Source organism: Tistrella arctica, assembly GCF_039630945.1.
In the GTDB taxonomy this organism is placed as follows: Bacteria; Pseudomonadota; Alphaproteobacteria; order Tistrellales; family Tistrellaceae; genus Tistrella; species Tistrella bauzanensis.
Window position 1 is genome coordinate 778,396 of sequence record NZ_JBBKTV010000001.1, and the last position, 15,489, is coordinate 793,884.

The 15,489-nt window shown below is 63.5% G+C and carries 15 protein-coding genes; 4 read left to right on the forward strand and 11 right to left on the reverse strand.

The window, feature by feature from the left end:
- Positions 1-8: 8 nt before the first annotated feature.
- The 9 genes from WG924_RS03625 to atpD are packed head-to-tail and all read right to left on the reverse strand — an operon-like array spanning position 9 to position 6,838.
- Positions 9-902, reverse strand: coding sequence for a F0F1 ATP synthase subunit gamma (locus WG924_RS03625; protein WP_345931642.1), 894 nt, complete (start codon positions 900-902; stop codon positions 9-11).
- Entirely contained in the window at positions 899-2,503 is a 1,605-nt protein-coding gene (locus WG924_RS03630) for a F0F1 ATP synthase subunit alpha (RefSeq protein WP_345931643.1), read from the reverse strand. Before WG924_RS03630 ends, WG924_RS03625 begins: the two co-directional genes overlap by 4 nt.
- A complete protein-coding gene (locus WG924_RS03635) occupies positions 2,500-3,237 on the reverse strand; it encodes a F0F1 ATP synthase subunit B family protein (RefSeq protein WP_345931644.1) in 738 nt (245 codons plus the stop codon). The genes WG924_RS03630 and WG924_RS03635 overlap by 4 nt, the downstream gene beginning before the upstream one ends.
- Before the next feature lie 12 nt (positions 3,238-3,249).
- Positions 3,250-3,498 (reverse strand): F0F1 ATP synthase subunit C, encoded by a 249-nt coding sequence (locus WG924_RS03640; RefSeq protein ID WP_345931645.1) that lies wholly within the window; start codon positions 3,496-3,498, stop codon positions 3,250-3,252.
- Positions 3,495-4,265, reverse strand: a complete 771-nt coding sequence (locus WG924_RS03645) for a F0F1 ATP synthase subunit A (protein ID WP_345931646.1) — start codon at positions 4,263-4,265, stop codon at positions 3,495-3,497. The genes WG924_RS03640 and WG924_RS03645 overlap by 4 nt, the downstream gene beginning before the upstream one ends.
- Positions 4,262-4,606 (reverse strand): N-ATPase subunit AtpR, encoded by a 345-nt coding sequence (locus tag WG924_RS03650; RefSeq protein WP_345931647.1) that lies wholly within the window; start codon positions 4,604-4,606, stop codon positions 4,262-4,264. Before WG924_RS03650 ends, WG924_RS03645 begins: the two co-directional genes overlap by 4 nt.
- The gene (locus WG924_RS03655; RefSeq protein WP_345931648.1) at positions 4,603-4,941 is read right to left on the reverse strand and encodes an AtpZ/AtpI family protein; all 339 of its coding nucleotides are present in this window, start codon (positions 4,939-4,941) and stop codon (positions 4,603-4,605) included. The genes WG924_RS03650 and WG924_RS03655 overlap by 4 nt, the downstream gene beginning before the upstream one ends.
- Complete coding sequence (locus tag WG924_RS03660) at positions 4,938-5,369, reverse strand: F0F1 ATP synthase subunit epsilon (protein WP_345931649.1); 432 nt, start codon at positions 5,367-5,369, stop codon at positions 4,938-4,940. Before WG924_RS03660 ends, WG924_RS03655 begins: the two co-directional genes overlap by 4 nt.
- The gene (gene atpD, locus WG924_RS03665; RefSeq protein WP_345931751.1) at positions 5,366-6,838 is read right to left on the reverse strand and encodes a F0F1 ATP synthase subunit beta; all 1,473 of its coding nucleotides are present in this window, start codon (positions 6,836-6,838) and stop codon (positions 5,366-5,368) included. Before atpD ends, WG924_RS03660 begins: the two co-directional genes overlap by 4 nt.
- Positions 6,839-7,494: 656 nt before the next feature.
- Here atpD and WG924_RS03670 point away from each other — a divergent pair.
- The 4 genes from WG924_RS03670 to WG924_RS03685 all read left to right on the forward strand — a co-directional run bounded on the left by WG924_RS03670 (position 7,495) and on the right by WG924_RS03685 (position 10,953).
- The gene (locus WG924_RS03670) at positions 7,495-7,701 is read left to right on the forward strand and encodes a cold-shock protein (RefSeq protein WP_188578215.1); all 207 of its coding nucleotides are present in this window, start codon (positions 7,495-7,497) and stop codon (positions 7,699-7,701) included.
- A gap of 498 nt (positions 7,702-8,199) precedes the next feature.
- Complete coding sequence (locus WG924_RS03675) at positions 8,200-8,406, forward strand: cold-shock protein (RefSeq protein ID WP_188578213.1); 207 nt, start codon at positions 8,200-8,202, stop codon at positions 8,404-8,406.
- Positions 8,407-8,686: 280 nt separating this feature from the next.
- Positions 8,687-9,886, forward strand: coding sequence for a tyrosine-type recombinase/integrase (locus WG924_RS03680; protein ID WP_345931650.1), 1,200 nt, complete (start codon positions 8,687-8,689; stop codon positions 9,884-9,886).
- Positions 9,883-10,953, forward strand: coding sequence for a PDDEXK nuclease domain-containing protein (locus WG924_RS03685; protein ID WP_345931651.1), 1,071 nt, complete (start codon positions 9,883-9,885; stop codon positions 10,951-10,953). Before WG924_RS03680 ends, WG924_RS03685 begins: the two co-directional genes overlap by 4 nt.
- A 138-nt stretch (positions 10,954-11,091) precedes the next feature.
- Here WG924_RS03685 and WG924_RS03690 read toward each other — a convergent pair whose 3' ends face one another.
- Positions 11,092-13,038, reverse strand: coding sequence for a UvrD-helicase domain-containing protein (locus tag WG924_RS03690; RefSeq protein WP_345931652.1), 1,947 nt, complete (start codon positions 13,036-13,038; stop codon positions 11,092-11,094).
- On the reverse strand, positions 13,031-15,343 hold the full coding sequence (locus tag WG924_RS03695; RefSeq protein WP_345931653.1) for an ATP-dependent nuclease: 2,313 nt from the start codon (positions 15,341-15,343) through the stop codon (positions 13,031-13,033). Before WG924_RS03695 ends, WG924_RS03690 begins: the two co-directional genes overlap by 8 nt.
- Positions 15,344-15,489: the final 146 nt, after the last annotated feature.

A 15,489-nucleotide genomic window follows, 5' to 3' on the forward strand; every position in this document is an offset into this window, starting at 1 on the left:
CCTTGATCTCAGCCCTCGCGGCCGGCCATGGCGAAGCCGCCGGTCGCCAGTTCAAGGATCTCGGCGGTGATGTCGTCCTGATGGATGCGACGGGCAAGGCCGGTCAGGTCGTCATAGCGGCGGTCGATGCCGCCGCGCGCGGCGATCATGGCGGTCATGCGGGCGTTGTTTTCCGCCGCATAGGCCAGAAGCAGCGCCTCGCACAGATCCGCGAACACATGCTCGCCGACCAGCCCCGCCAGCAATTGTGCCGGTGGCAGGGTGATCAGCGGCAGCAGAGGGGACGGCGCGGCCCCCGCCCCGGTCGTCACGCGCCCCAGATCGAACGGCACCAGCCGCCGGCACAGGATGTCGGCATCGGGCCGGGCATGGATGATTTCCGCGCCGGACACGGCGCCCGTGGCCATTCGGCCATAAATCGCCGATGCCAGATGATCGGCCAGCGTGGTGATGTCGTCGACATGCGCCGACATCGGCGTCGACCAGCGGATATCCACCCCCCGTGCCGTCGCCAGCATCAGGCCGCGGTCGCCGATCATCATCCATTCCGTCGCCGCATGGCGGCCGGCGGCGCGCACCGCCTCGTCGATCAGGCGGTCGGGCAGCCCGCCCACGAACCCCTGATCGGGTGTCACGACCACCAGCACGGTCGCGCCCCCCGCCCCGGCGATGCCCCCCGCTCCGACACCACCCGACGCATCGGCCGTCCCGGCATCCGGGGCCATCGCCAGCACATCGGCCATCGCCCGGCGGATGACGGCGGCATGTGCCTGAACCGCCGGCAGCCGCGTCCGCGCCTCCCGCGCGCGCGCTGACGCGATGCCGCGCATGGCGGTGACGATCGCCTGAAGCTGCCGGACCGTGCCGATCCGGGCTTCGATATCGTGCAGCCGGCCACTCATGCCCCGCCCGCCACCGATGGCGCCGGCGCTGCAGCGGCATCGGCATCGGCACCAGCCACCAGGTCGTGCATCACCTCGACCAGCTTTGCCTGGGTCGCGTCATCGAGCGCCTGCCCTGCCGCGATGACGCGGGTGGCATCGCCGGCATGGGCATCCAGATGTGCCGCCAGCAGCGGCCGGACCCGATCGACCAGTGCCGCACCGCCGGCATCAAACACCCCCGCCGACAGCCCCACCAGAACCGCGATTTCGTCGATCGGTCGCAGGGCACCGAAGCGTGGCTGACGCAGCCAGGCACGGATCGCCTCGCCCCGGTGGATGCGGTCCCGTACCCGGGTGTCGGTCATCCGCCCGAAGCGGGTGAACATTTCAAGCTCCAGGAACTGGGCATAATCGAGCCGCAACCGCCCCACGGCCTTGCGCAGCGCCGGGGTCTGGGTCTTGCCGCCCACCCGGCTGACCGACAGCCCGACATCCACCGCCGGGCGTTGATCGGCCGCGAACAGCCCCCGGTCGAGCACGATCTGGCCGTCGGTGATCGAGATCAGGTTGGTCGGAATATAGGCCGACAGATTGCCGGCATCGGTCTCGGCGATCGGCAGGGCGGTCAGCGAGCCGCCCCCCAGGGCTGGTGACAGCTTCGCCGCCCGTTCCAGCAGCCGGGCATGCAGATAGAACACGTCGCCCGGATAGGCCTCGCGTCCCGGCGGTTCACGGGTCAGCAGGCCCAGTTCGCGATGGGTCGCGGCATGGCGGGTCAGGTCGTCGATCACCACCAGCGCATGGCCGCCGGCATCGCGTATCGCCTCGGCGATGGTCATGCCGGCGAAGGGCGCGATCCATTGCAGCCCGGCCGGCGCACCGGCGGCCGCCACCACGAACACGCAGCGCTCCGGCGCGCCGAACCGGGTCACCGCCTCGATCACCCGCTTGACCGCCGATGCCCGCTGCCCGACCGCGACATAGACGCAGGTCATGTCGCCCCGCGCCTGATTGATCATGGCATCCACCGCCAGCGCCGTCTTGCCGGTGGCGCGATCGCCGACGATCAGTTCACGCTGTCCGCGCCCCAGCGCGAACAGCGCATCCACCACCAGCACGCCGGTCTCGACCGGCTGGGTGACCAGATCACGGTCCATGATCGTCGGCGCCGCCCGCTCGACCGGCATCCATCCGGCGGCGTCAACCGGGCCGCCGCCATCCAGCGGCCTGCCCAGCGGGTCGATGACCCGGCCCAGAAGCCCCGGTCCCACCGGCACGGTCACCACCTGGCCGGTGCCACGCACCGCGTTGCCGGCACCGAGATCGGCGCCGTCATCCATCAGCACCGCGCCGACGTGACCGGTGTCGAGCGTCAGCGCAAAGCCCCGTCGTCCCGCCCCCAGATCGAGCAGTTCCATCAGCCGCAGATCGGGAAGCCCCGAGACCAGGGCGATACCATCGCCCATATGCTCGATCCGGCCCACCGCCTCGGTATCCGGGCCGATTGCGGCCCCGACAATTCGGGCATCCGCGCGTGCGACCCAGCCGGCGTCACCGTCATGGTCATGGTCTCGGTCGCCGCCGCCGTTCTCGAACGTCCTGTCGTCAGCCCCGGTCATGGTCTGGCCAGTTCCTCGGTGATCCGGGCCAGATCGGCCCGGAAGCTGTTGCGGACGACGGCATGATCGGCGACCAGTTCCAGGCCCGCGATCAAGGCCGGATCGACCGCGACGCGGACCTTTGCGTCCGTGGTGGCGCGGCCCAGCGCCGCCAGTACCGCTGTCTCAAGCCGTGCCGACGTCTCACCGTCGGGGGCGACCGCCGCCACCACGTCCACCGGTCCCGCCGCCAGCCGGGCCCGCAGATCGGCCGGCAGAGCGGCAAGTGCCGATGCGAAGCCGTCGATGAAGCCGTCGATGCGCGCCGCGGGCGGCAGGCGATCGAGCAGCCGTCCGGCGATCCGGACCGCCAGATCCTGCGCACCACGCGCCGTGTCGGCCGCCCCCGCCTGGGCCAGGCGCGCCGCATCGTCGGCGGCGCGCGCCATGATGGCATCGGCATCGGCATGGGCTTTGGCGATCACCGCCGCCGCGGCGCGGGTGGCATCGGCGGTGGCAAGGGCCGTGGCGGCCGCGCGGTTCGCCTGCTGGCGATCATGGTCCTCGCGGGCCCTGGCCGCCAGCGCATCGGCCTGGCTGCGTGCGGCGGCCGCCGCGTCCATCTCCGCCACCACCGCAAGCCGGCGCTGTTCGATGATCCCGGCCACCGGCCGGAACAGAAAGCGCCTCAGCAGCCAGATCAGGATCAGGACATTGACCGCCTGGATGGCGATCGTCCACCAGTCGATATGCATCGCCCTGCCCGATCAGCCGGCGAAGGGATTGGCGAAGAGCACCAGCAATGCGATCACCAGGCAATAGATCGCCATGGTCTCGATCATCGCCAGACCCACGAACAGCGTGCGCGACAGGGTCGGCGCCGCCTCGGGCTGGCGGGCGATGGCCTCCATCGCCGCCGCCACCGCCCGGCCCTCGGCCAGCGCCGGGCCGATGGCGCCGAATGACACGGCCATGGCGGCAGCAAGAATGCTGACGAGTTCAATCCAGTTGGTCATGACGGGGTCCGTTCAGTGGCAGATGGCGGAAGTTCTGGTTCCAGTGGCGGCCGACCGGCCGGCGCGGGTGGATCGGCCGGCGCAGGTGGAGTGGGCGGCGCATGGGCCTCTCCCTCCAGCCCCGAGGCGATGAACACCATGGCGAGAATCGCGAAGATGTAGGCCTGGACGGCGCCGGTCAGCATGTCGAGCGCCATCAGCGGAATGGGCACCAGCAGGCCGGCCAGCGACAGCACGATGCCGATGACGAACACCCCGCTCATGACATTGCCGAACAGGCGCACCACGAGCGAAAAGGTACGGGTGACCTGTTCGACCAGATTGAGCGGAATCATGATCCAGCTCGGCTCGGCAAAGGTCTTCAGATAGCCGCGCCACCCGCGGCGCTGCACGCCGACCACCACCACCGACACCGCGACGATGCCGGCCAGCGCCGCGTCGGTTTCGATATGTGCGGTCGGCGGCTCGATGCCCGGCACCAGCGACGACCAGTTGGCGGTGAGGATATAGATCAGCAGGGTGCCGATCAGCGCCCGGAACGGCGCGGGGTCCAGCCGCATCGTCTCGCGGATCTGGTTGTCGAGCGCCTGCACGATCAGTTCGAGCGATGCCTGAAGCTGCCCCGGCTGCAGCCGCAGCCGCCGGGCGGCGAGTGCCGCCCCCAGAACCAGAACAATCATGATCCCCCAGGTGGTCAGGACCGGCTGGGTGATCGCGACCGGCCCCAGATGGAAGGCGACCGGGGTTTCGAGCGGCGACTGGATCATGCTGCCCGCTCCCGGCCGCGCCTGCGTGCGGCCGCGACCACCAGATGACGCGCGATCAGCAGACCCGCCGCCAGCGCCAGCAGTATGGCGGCCCCCAGTTTCGCCGCCAGGACCAGAATCGGGATCAGCAGCAGAAAGCGCCCGATCTGCCAGGCCAGCGCCGGCAGAGTGCGACCCTGGGCGAACAATGTGGTCGCCCGGCCGAGGCCGCGGAAATGCACCTGCCCCAGCGCGAAGCCGGCAACCACCGCCAACACCACCTGCAAAGCGGTCGGCAGGGTCGACGCCACGGCCGACAGATGGGTGATGTCGCGGTCGATGGTGGTGATGATGTCGATCATGGGCGCTGCATCCATTTCCAGGCCGACCACAACCCCAGCGCCGCCCCCAGCAGCAGCAGCGCTGCCGCTAAGGTGATCCCGCTCGATGCCAGCCGGTCGAGCCACCGGCCCAACAGCAGGCCAAGCAGCATCGGCGTCACGATCATCCAGCCCAGCACGCCGATCTGGCCGAGGCGGGTGCCGATACCCGCCTCGTGATCGGCCTTTGCCGCCCGCTCACGCGCCGCCTGCCGGTCGGCGGCGGCCGCCATGCGGGCATCCTGGGCACGGGCGCGCGGGCTGCCTGGGGCATCGTCGCCAGCATCGGGCGGGTCACGATCGGCAGGTACGGTCATGGCGCGGGCTCCCGCGGGGTTTCGCGCAGATGCAGCAGCATCTGGCGCACGGCGCGGGCCTGAAGCGCCAGTTGCGCGGTCCGGGCCTGACGGTCGTCATCGTCCAGGGCCGCGCGCCGGTTGGCGAGTTCCGACCGCAAGGCACCCGGATCCTGGCCGAAGATCGCCTCCCGCGCCGCCAGTGACACCCGGCCACCGCCCTCGACCCTCAGCAGTCCGCCGGAAATCAGGCAGCATTCCGAGCCGCCATCCGCCCGCCGCCAGATCACCACCGAGGCGTCGAGCACGGTCAGGAAATCGGCATGGCCGGGCAGCACGCCGAAGCCGCCGCTGGCATCCTCGGCGCGGATCGCCGTGACGTCGTCGAGATCACGCAGCATCGCCGCCGGTGTGGTCAGGATCAGATGCAGATGTCGCCGCGTGCTCATGATGCCGCCAGCCGCGCGCGCGCTTCTTCAAGATCGCCCACCATGTACAGGCTGTCTTCCGGCCAGTCGTCGCAGTCACCGTCCAGAATGGCGCGACAGCCGGCGATGGTATCGGCCAGTCTCACCGAACGGCCGGGGGTGCCGGTGAAGGCTTCGGTCACCGTGAACGGCTGGGTCAGGAAGCGTTGCAGACGGCGCGCCCGTTCGGCCAGCCGCCGGTCCTCGGCACCCAGCTCCTCCATCCCCAGCAGGGAGATGACGTCCTGAAGCTCGCGGTAATGTTCGATGGTGCGCCGCACCCGTTCGGCCGTGCGGGCATGCAGCTCGCCCACGATCAGCGGATCGAGCAGGGTCGAGGACGAGGCGATCGGATCGACCGCCGGATACATGCCCTCGGCCGCCATGCCGCGCGACAGCACCACCAGACTGTCCATATGACCGGCGATCGCTGTGACCGCCGGGTCGGTGAAGTCGTCCGCCGGAACATAGACCGCCTCGATCGCGGTGACCGCAGCACCACCGACGGAGGCGATCCGTTCCTGAAGGGCCGCCACTTCCGATGCCAGCGTCGGCTGATAGCCAACACGCGACGGCAACCGCCCCAGAAGGCCCGACACTTCCATGCCGGCCTGGACGAAGCGGAAGACGTTATCCATCAGCAACAGCACGTTGCGGCCACGCACGTCGCGGAAATGCTCAGCCACCGCCAGCGCGGTCATCGGCGCGCGCCAGCGGGCGCCGGGCGGCTCGTTCATCTGGCCGAACACCAGAACCGTGCGCGCCAGAACCCCGGACTGGCGCATGTCGAGCAGCAGCTCATGCCCCTCACGCGACCGTTCGCCGATGCCGGCGAACACCGAGATCCCCTGATAGCCGCTGGCCATGGCCTGGATCAGCTCCATCACCAGCACGGTCTTGCCAACCCCGGCGCCGCCGAACATCGCGGCCTTGCCGCCATGGGCCAGCGGGGTCAGCAGATCGATCACCTTGATGCCGGTCTCGAACACATCGGTCGCGGCGGTCTGATCGGCCAGGGCCGGTGCGGCACGCAGGATCGGCGCGCGCGGCACATCATCGGGCAGCGGCGGTCCCTGATCGGCGACACGGCCGGCGGCATCCAGCAACCGGCCAAGCACCGCATCGCCCACCGGCACCATCACCGGGCCGCCGGTCTGGCGGACGACGGCCCCCCGACGCAGGCCGCCGGTCGGCATCAGGGCAATGGCACGGACATGCGACCGGTCCAGATGCGACTGCACTTCGGCCAGGATCACCGCAGCGTCACCATCCGTGATTTCAACGACATGGCCGATCCGGGGCAGATCGCCGTCCTCGATGTGAATGTCGAGCACGGCGCCGCGCACGGCCGTGACCCGCCCCGCTCCGTCGGTTGCCGTCGGCACAGTGTCCGTCACCCTGTTCTCCTCTGCCTGCTGCTGCACCGCATCATTGCACCATGCGGCAGGCATCATGTCACCGGTACAACGTGCCGCCCTTGACGCGGATCAAGCCGCACGCGTCTCTTGATGGTTGGTCAGATGACCGATGATCGACGCAAAGACACCGCGCAACGCTGCTCGACGCTGCCCGCCGCATCACGCAGGCGACCGCCTGAATCGGGCGTTTCCAGCCCGATGCGGGATCATTCAGGGTCATTTTGGTATCGCATCTTGCGTCGGACGCGCCTATAGTGCTTGAAGTCATCGTTCGGAAACGGCGGTGGCCCGCAGGTGGACCATCCGTCGTCATGGGACGTCAGTTTGCGCCATGATGAACGGAGGTTCCGGCGGAACCTCAGGAATCAGGAGCGCGCGCGTACCGGCAGGCGAATTCGCCCCCAGCCCCCGTCCGGCAAGTCTATCGGATCCCGTCAGCGCGGCTCCAGACCTATCCGTTCAGGCAACGGCACGGCGACATCGCCGAATAGTTTCCCCGAAAGCGGTTACCAAACCTGCGGCAGAATACCTTGTGCGCCTGTTCGCGCCTTGCGAGTATCGTTGTTGCGGATCCTCGGCAACCTTTTCGGAGTCGCACCGGTTCTCATCGCCTCCTCCTTACATCAAGTCGCGCCCGGCCCGGGGAAATGGCCGGCGCTTCTAAAGTCGTATGAGAAGGGCGATGCGCCATGGCGACCGGTACCGTCAAGTGGTTCAACAGCACCAAGGGCTTCGGCTTCATCACGCCTGACACGGGCGGCAAGGATGTGTTCGTGCACATCAGCGCCGTTGAGCGCGCCGGCTTGTCGACGCTGAACGAGGGTCAGCGTCTTGAGTACAGCGTTCTGACCGAGCGCAAGGGTGAGAAGGCGGTGGACCTGGTTCCGGCCGACTGAGTGCTGCCAAGTTTCGGACCAGAGACCGGATGTCGACCACGGGGGATCCGGACCCTCGGTCCGATGTGGTGCCGGACCGGCACCGCAGATGAAGAGCTTCCGCAGATCGGCATGGCTGGGAATCCGGCTGGTGGCCGCCGGATGTTTCAGGCCCGATCTGCAGAAGACGCCTGATTGCGGACGGCGGGCGGTTCATCCGCCCGGACGGCGCAGGCGGGCGGCTCCGGCCCTTTGAGGCCGGGGCTCGTGGGAACAGGAGTGCGCGTACCGGAAGGTGCCGGCAGGATCAGGGGACGTGCCTCCCCGGGCCGGCGGCACCGATGACATTGCGGCGGCCGCCGGCGCCAGAGGCCCTGGGTCATCCGATGGGGGAGGCCAGGCCCTGAATCCGGCACCGTACGACGTCCGGTCCAACCCCGCCTCCATCATCGCACCCGGCCTCCGCCCGCGACACCATTGCGGGGGGCGGGTCATCAAGACCAGGAAGAGCGACCAGACATGTCGACCGGTACCGTCAAGTGGTTCAACAGCACCAAGGGCTATGGCTTCATCACTCCCGATGAGGGCGGAAAGGACGTGTTCGTCCATATCAGCGCCGTCGAGCGCGCCGGCCTGTCGACGCTGAACGAGGGCCAGCGCCTCGAATACAGCGTCCTGACCGAACGCAAGGGTGAGAAGGCCGTGGACCTCGTTCCCGCCGACTGATCGGCAGGGGCCAAGGGCTGACCGGACGGGCAACCGGACGGTCGGGCTTGAGGACCACAGAGGCTTTCGAAAAAGGCGACAGCTCCGGCTGTCGCCTTTTTTTGTTTCACGATGACTCCAGCCCGGTACTTCGCTGGACTGCGCCATAGCTCGATACAGCAGGTTTATCAATAGCTTACGCGCGTCCATCATATGCCGGTGCTTTCTGAAACTTGACCCGGTTTTCCCTCGCGCCGCTCCTATCTGGCTCTTGGAATCCGGGTCGTTCCAAGGAGTCATCATGGCAAAGATCAAGCTCACCAAGACCGCCGTGGAGGCGGCCCAGCCCCAGGCCAAGGATGTTGAACTGCGGGATACCGTGGTGCCCGGCTTCCTGTGCAAGATTACCCCGACGGGCCGCCGGGTGTTCATGCTCCAGTACCGCACGAACTCCGGCCAGCCCCGTAAGCCCTCGCTGGGGCTGTACGGGGAGCTGACCGTCGAACAGGCACGAGTCAAGGCACAGGACTGGCTGGCCGAGGTTCGCCGGGGCGGCGACCCCGGCGGTGCCAAGGCCGAGGCGCGCAAGGCGCCCACGATGGCCGAGTTGTGCAAGAAGTTCATGGAGGACTACTCCAAGAAGCGCAACAAGCCCAGCACGCAGGACGGCTATCAGGGCGTCATCGACCGCAACATCATCCCGCTGCTGGGCCGCAAGAAGGTGCATGACGTGAAGCGGCCCGACATTGCCGGGCTGATGGAGAAGCTGGCCTACAAGCCGACCGAGGCGAACAAGACCTTCGGCGTGCTGCGCAAGATGTTCAACCTGGCCGAAGTGTGGGGCTACCGCCCGGACGGCACGAATCCGTGCCGCCACGTCCCGATGTACCCGCCGGGCAAGGAAACCCGGCTCATCGTGGACGAGGAAATGGTGCGGATCTTCCGCCATCTGGAGAAGCTGGAGGCGGAAGGGCTGGAGAACTACGTCATCCCGCTGGCGATCCGGCTGCAATTCGAGTTCGCCGCCCGGCGCTCCGAAATCTGCCCGCTCGAATGGAGCTGGCTGGACTTCGAGAACCGGCGCGTGGTGTGGCCCGACAGCAAGGTCGGCGGCATTTCCAAGCCCATGAGCGAGGAAGCCTATCGGCTGCTTTCGACGGCGCCGCGCCGGGAGGGCTGCCCCTATGTCCTGCCATCGCCCAACGACCCGACCAAGCACCTGACCTTTGGCGAGCACTATGGCGGCTGGTACCGGGTGCTCAAGGCCGCCGGCGTCCCGCACGTCGGCACGCACGGCATCCGCCATCGCTCGACCACCGACATTGCCAATTCCGGCGTGCCGACCAAAGTGGGCATGAAGTTGACGGGCCACAAGACCGTGGCGATGTTCATGCACTACGTCCACACCGAGGACAAGCCGGTGCGCGATGCGGCCGAGCTGGTGGCCAGCCGGCGCCAAGCCATCACGGGCGCGCGCCAGCTTGCGGAGGCGGCAGCATGAACACGCGCCGGTCATCCGCAGCGTCGTCCGCAACGCCTTCGGCGCTGCTGGGCGACATTCGGGCACTGATCGAGGCGGCGCGCAAGCGCGCCGCCTCGACGGTGAATAGCGAACTGACGATGCTCTACTGGCGCATCGGCCAGCGCATCCATACGCAGGTCTTGGACGGGCGCCGGGGCGCTTATGGCAAGGAAGTCCTGCCTACCCTGGCGGCGCAGTTGGTGAAGGAGTACGGCAACAGCTTTGCCGAGCAGAACCTGCGCCGCATGGTGCAGTTCGCAGCCACCTTCCCCGACGAGCAGATTCTCGTATCACTGATACGAGAATTGAGCTGGACGCACTTCATCGCCCTGATCCCGCTGAAAGACCCGCTCCAGCGGGACTATTACGCGCAGATGGCGAGCGTTGAACGCTGGAGCGTGCGGACGCTGCGCGAGCGCATCGACTCGATGCTGTACGAGCGCACGGCGCTGTCCCAAAAGCCGGGCGAGACGATCGCACAGGAGTTGGCGAAGATGCGCGATGCGCAGCGCATGTCGCCCGCCCTGGTCATGCGCGACCCGTACATCCTCGATTTCCTGGGCCTGCGCGACACTTGGCAGGAAGGCGACCTCGAAGCCGCGATCATCCGCGAAATGGAGTCGTTCTTATTGGAGCTGGGCGCGGGTTTCAGCTTCGTGGCCCGGCAGAAGCGCATCCAAATTGACGGCGAGGATTTCCACCTCGACCTGCTGTTTTACAACCGCAAGCTGCGGCGGCTGGTGGCAGTGGAGTTGAAGGTCGGCGAGTTCAAGGCGGCTTTCAAGGGACAGATGGAGCTTTACCTTCGCTGGCTGGACAAGCACGAACGGGAGCCGGAGGAAGCCTCGCCGCTGGGGATCATCCTTTGCACCGGCAAGAAGCGCGAGCAGATCGAATTGCTGGAGCTGGACAAGTCGGGCATCCACGTCGCCGAGTACCTGACCGCCTTGCCGCCAAGGGGCGTGCTGGTGGAGCGGCTGCAACAGGCAACGCAGCGGGCGCAGTTGCAGATCGAGCAGCGCAAGACGAACAAGGAGCAGGAGTAGTCCTGTCTTAAGCCGTTGGGCGTCCCAGCGTGCCGCCCTGCGTCTTGCGCCGAGTCACGGCCATCCAGTTTTGACTCCTGATACGTTCGACGTGGGCGTTCCGCTTGCCACCAGCGGGAATCCAAGGATATAGGCGATTTATCCTGCTTGAAAGACGGCCTGAGTATGGACGGAGTCACCTTCAAAAAGACCAAGCTGGCGCATATGCGCCTCAGCCTGTTCAGGATCAGCCGTAAAAAGAACGACCGCTAAGTCTTTTAGTGCCCTTGTGCAGCTCACATAGAAAAGGCGGCGTGTTCGATCCACAGTCGTTTCTTCGCCTGCCTCGATGTGTTTTCGGTCGGTATCCGAAAGCGCCTTGAGGCCCAGGTATTTTTCGTAGGAGAACTGGAAATGGGTACTCTCCGCATCGTCTAGCACGACGAGCACCCTATCAAACTCAGCCCCTTTAATGCCTTGCTGAGTCCAAAAAGGGGAGCGTTCCGAAATGTAGGTTTGGTATGCCAGAAGCTGTCTAGCAGGACACGCTAAAAAAGCATCCATTGAGGCCATTTCCTTATCGGACTCATCATCTTCTTGATCGTCGTCATCGTCCAGCCCTCCTGCGGGCTGGGCAGGTGGAACTGCTTCTGGATCCAAGTAAGAGGCTAGCCGGGGATCGAAGATTAATAACCCTGCGGAATACACCCGCTTCAGCAGGTCGCCGATCGTTACGTTGGAATTCCCAGCTATCCCTTCTGCAATTTCGGCAACAAGCTCTCTAAGTGCTTTGAGTCGCTCTGCGACGTTCACTCCGGCGAGATCGCCTTTGTCAAGGAGGGGTGAATATTCGCGGATCAGTCGCATCACTTCGAGCTGCCGGCCTTCTGTATGGGCAATCGCTATCGGAATCAGAAATTTCACACACGGTGAAAGAGGCCATGCAGAGCCATCCAGAAAGCCGTCTTTGAATGCTGTCGGCGCTTTTGAATTAAGCGCCGTGTATAGCTCTCCGAACCCTAAGCGTTTTGCAGCCATCTGGTGAACTATGACAAGAAGCTTTACCTGCTCTTGGCCACTATCACTAAGTCGCCAGCGATTATCACCAGTTCGCGCTGCCATCCAATCGCGCACTCGAACTAGATTGGCATCTCGCGTATCGTCCGCGGGCAATACAAAAAGATGAGCCGAACCTTCAGGAGTTGGAACGATGCCTTCAGGGCCTAGACGTTGGCCCGGAATCTGAACGAGGTCATCACCATCACGGCGGATGGCGTTTGCGAGGTTCAGCACCTTAGTGGAGCACCGAAAATTCTCCGGTTTCGGAATGTCAGTCCAACTGGGTTCCGCTTCAACCAATCCGGTTCCTGTGGCATAAATTCGCTGCATCGGGTCGCCGAAGAAGCCGAGGCAAAGCGTAACGCCGGGCTCGCTCTCAACGGTCTTCAACGCCTCTATGACTTCGGTGGTCGTATCCTGACTCTCGTCCACAAATACGAAAGGAAATTGGCGCGCGAGAAGTGTTCGAAAGAGAGGTCGCTCAGCGATAAGGTACGGAACAAGCTTCAAAATGTCGTCGTGCCCCAATATCCCCTTTACATAGTCGCTACCTGTTCCGTATCGGAAGCCTTTGACTGCGGCGATCCGCCCCGACTGCCTGCGAAGGCGCTCTAGGTCTCGGGTGTCTTTGTCCTTTGTACGCTGTTGAACCCTGGGGCCATAGGTTGCCTGTTTTTGTTCAAGTGCCTCAATTTTCTCCGTGATGCGCCCGGACACCCAGATCCGAATGTCGTTCTGAAACGGTTTGGCTAGCAGCCACATGAAGCTGTGGATCGTTGAAACGTGAACCAGTGGATCACTGCCGACATCTCGCCATATCTCTCCGGCTGCGATCTCAGTGTAGGTAATGCAGGCAATGCGCTGACGGAATTTTCTCAGCTTATCACCGTGTATTCGGATGGCCGACGACAGCCCCTTAATCAGAGAAGTGGTTTTTCCGGAGCCTGCGCCAGCTTTCATTATGAAGCTGCGCGGTGGAACGTCTCCAAGGCAGTTTCGCAAGTCGATGTCTGCCTGGGTGTCCGGCTTATTCGCTCGGCTACTCATGCTCAGCCCCTGTCGCACCAGCTTCAGCCATTGGAACAGCGTCGGGCAGTACGGTTTCGAGTTCGATCCGCACTTCGTCCTTTAGCCAAACCAGCCCGTCACGGATGTATGCCGGGACATGCCAAACATCCTCGTTCTCAGTGAGTACGGCGAGCGCGAACTTCGTCTTATCGAAACTCTTCCGCGAAACTCTCTCATGAAGACCTTTGGCAAGAGCACTGGGATCGGCAGCTCCACCCTTCACAATCAGGCCAAGAGGCTTCCTATCCTCGGCTTGAGACCATTCTGGGTTCTCAAGGCCAAAGTCTTCCTCAAGGGTGCGCCCGCAGAGGGTTTCAGTGGCTCCGTTCCAAGTGATAGCCCGTTCAGTCTGATAGGCCACGCGAACCTTTGCGTCGTCTTCAAGTTCGTGAGTTTTGTCGGCTTCCGAGGCGTTACGCAAGTCCTCGATTGTTAGCTTGCCAGGAAGCCATTTTATAAGGGTTTGATTCGAGGTCGCAGCGCCTGGCTCATTGGGCAAACAAGCCTTACCGTATTTCCTCTTGGGTGGAGGCGCCGCCGGCTCGCCGGCCGGATTTTGTCCGTCACCCTGAACCTGCATGGCGACGTCTTCCTCCCCATCGGCAGGAACCTCGAACTCCTCGACTTCCTCATCATCAATTGCAGCGCCGGCCGCGGGAGCCACGAGGGCGACACTATCAATATCAGTAATGATCAGTGTCGTTAGACCGAGAAACTCGATGAGAGACTGGAAGCGATGCCCAAAGGCACCACCGACCTCCAAAATACACAAGCAAGCCGAACGAAGGGTCTTCGCAACCTTCCGAATCATGACGGGCAGGAGCAATCTCTCAACATTGCCTTCAACAAGAATAGCGGCATCTGAGAAGAAGAGATCGCAGTGCGTTAGTTTCAGATATCTTTCTAGAAAATCGCGATCATCTGGTTGGGCTTGGTAGAACGCCGATAGATTTAGAACTTCCGTCAACTGTTCCTTGCCGACTTTCTTTCGTCGGAAGTAGCGGATCGGCTTGAATCCTCGTTCGTAAAGGATGTGTGGCGAGTGGGTCGTGATGACCATTTGACTGCAAAAAATACTTCCGTCGTCGCCTTCTATGTTCAGGAGTTCAAGAACATTGCGAATGAAGACCTGCTGGAGTTGGGCGTGCAGATGGGCCTCTGGCTCCTCCACGAAAATAAGATGCAATGGGGGGCGATTGTCCATCGTCACCCACCTGGCTTGGGCGTCTAGAATCTCCACAACCATGTAGATCAAATTTTTGAATCCAAGCCCGTTGTAACTATCAGGAAGGGTGGCAGTGTCTTCGCCATCTCCGATCTGATAGTGGACTCGCGCGTCCTGACTCATGACGTGGGCGGGGTCTAGCGCTGACATGATTTTCAGTCGCGGGTTATTAATGCCCGGATAACCAAGCCTCGCGAGCCGATCAAGCATCGGCTTGAATACCCCATCTAAGTGAATGTTGAGCGCTTGCTCGGATTCGAACAGCGCCTTAAGGGCTGCGTGATCGTCTTGCCTTTGATTAAGGTTGCGCTGGTAGAAGCGGCTCAAACGCTTTGACAGGTCTTCCGATCGTCCGCCGGCTTCCGGATTGGGGTCAGCGAGGTGTCGTTGAGCCCCCAAATTGTCGATATGGATAAGCGACTTCAGAATCACTCCGCCACCTGGCTCTCCACCTAACTCTTCTGGAACATAGCCCCCGATCTCGCGAAAGTTCTCATCAAATTGCGTGCGATCCAAGATGAAGTAACGCAGCTCATATTCGCTCTTGAGTTCGCGCTGAAGATAGTCCGTCATGGAGCGAGGCCAAGGAACATATTGCGACCCTGGCGGCAACTCCGCGGCCTGCTCGGCACCTTTAGCCTTAGCTTCTTGGTAATTTTGAATAAGGTTTAAGGGGCTTCGTGCAGCCAGGGAAACCCGTATTCCGACCTTGGTTCCCTCCCATGCGGTGCTCGGAAGCAAGGGAATTACTAGATAGAGATCCGGCGCTGCAACCTCAAACCAGAGATCAAGGTCTATGTTTGGAAGTGAGAAACCCTCGGGAACCGGTTCGGCCAAGTTGATACTTCCGGCCTCATCGAAGGTTTTCCAACATGAAGAGCTGAAGTCATAAAGGCTGAAACGATCCCTTCCACCCGTGACAAACGCATGGATGGCCTGAGTTGCTGACGTTTTTCCACTGTTATTCGATCCTACAAATATTGATATGTCGTCAGCTAGCTCAATATGAGCATCCTTCAGGCGTCGAAAGTTCCTTAGGCGATACGAGTGAAGATGCACGAATCCCTCCGCTGTCTTTTGATGATTTGTAGCAGGCTGTATTCGCTATTGATGGCGAAGTGTTCCTTCCTTATCGGGGGCAGCACCAAGGCGTAGCCGAAAGCAGCCAGTTCATACAAACGGATAGTAAGCGAAACACCTCCTTA

Bases quoted from the DNA above. Each gene is read 5' to 3' on its own strand.
- WG924_RS03650 (WP_345931647.1), bottom strand. From the start codon at position 4,606: ATGATCGACATCATCACCACCATCGACCGCGACATCACCCATCTGTCG.
- WG924_RS03630 (WP_345931643.1), bottom strand. From the start codon at position 2,503: ATGACCGGGGCTGACGACAGGACGTTCGAGAACGGCGGCGGCGACCGA.
- WG924_RS03690 (WP_345931652.1), bottom strand. From the start codon at position 13,038: ATGAGTAGCCGAGCGAATAAGCCGGACACCCAGGCAGACATCGACTTG.
- WG924_RS03655 (WP_345931648.1), bottom strand. From the start codon at position 4,941: ATGACCGTACCTGCCGATCGTGACCCGCCCGATGCTGGCGACGATGCC.
- atpD (WP_345931751.1), bottom strand. From the start codon at position 6,838: ATGCCTGCCGCATGGTGCAATGATGCGGTGCAGCAGCAGGCAGAGGAG.
- WG924_RS03625 (WP_345931642.1), bottom strand. From the start codon at position 902: ATGAGTGGCCGGCTGCACGATATCGAAGCCCGGATCGGCACGGTCCGG.
- WG924_RS03670 (WP_188578215.1), top strand. From the start codon at position 7,495: ATGGCGACCGGTACCGTCAAGTGGTTCAACAGCACCAAGGGCTTCGGC.
- WG924_RS03680 (WP_345931650.1), top strand. From the start codon at position 8,687: ATGGCAAAGATCAAGCTCACCAAGACCGCCGTGGAGGCGGCCCAGCCC.
- WG924_RS03645 (WP_345931646.1), bottom strand. From the start codon at position 4,265: ATGATCCAGTCGCCGCTCGAAACCCCGGTCGCCTTCCATCTGGGGCCG.
- WG924_RS03635 (WP_345931644.1), bottom strand. From the start codon at position 3,237: ATGCATATCGACTGGTGGACGATCGCCATCCAGGCGGTCAATGTCCTG.
- WG924_RS03660 (WP_345931649.1), bottom strand. From the start codon at position 5,369: ATGAGCACGCGGCGACATCTGCATCTGATCCTGACCACACCGGCGGCG.
- WG924_RS03685 (WP_345931651.1), top strand. From the start codon at position 9,883: ATGAACACGCGCCGGTCATCCGCAGCGTCGTCCGCAACGCCTTCGGCG.
- WG924_RS03675 (WP_188578213.1), top strand. From the start codon at position 8,200: ATGTCGACCGGTACCGTCAAGTGGTTCAACAGCACCAAGGGCTATGGC.
- WG924_RS03640 (WP_345931645.1), bottom strand. From the start codon at position 3,498: ATGACCAACTGGATTGAACTCGTCAGCATTCTTGCTGCCGCCATGGCC.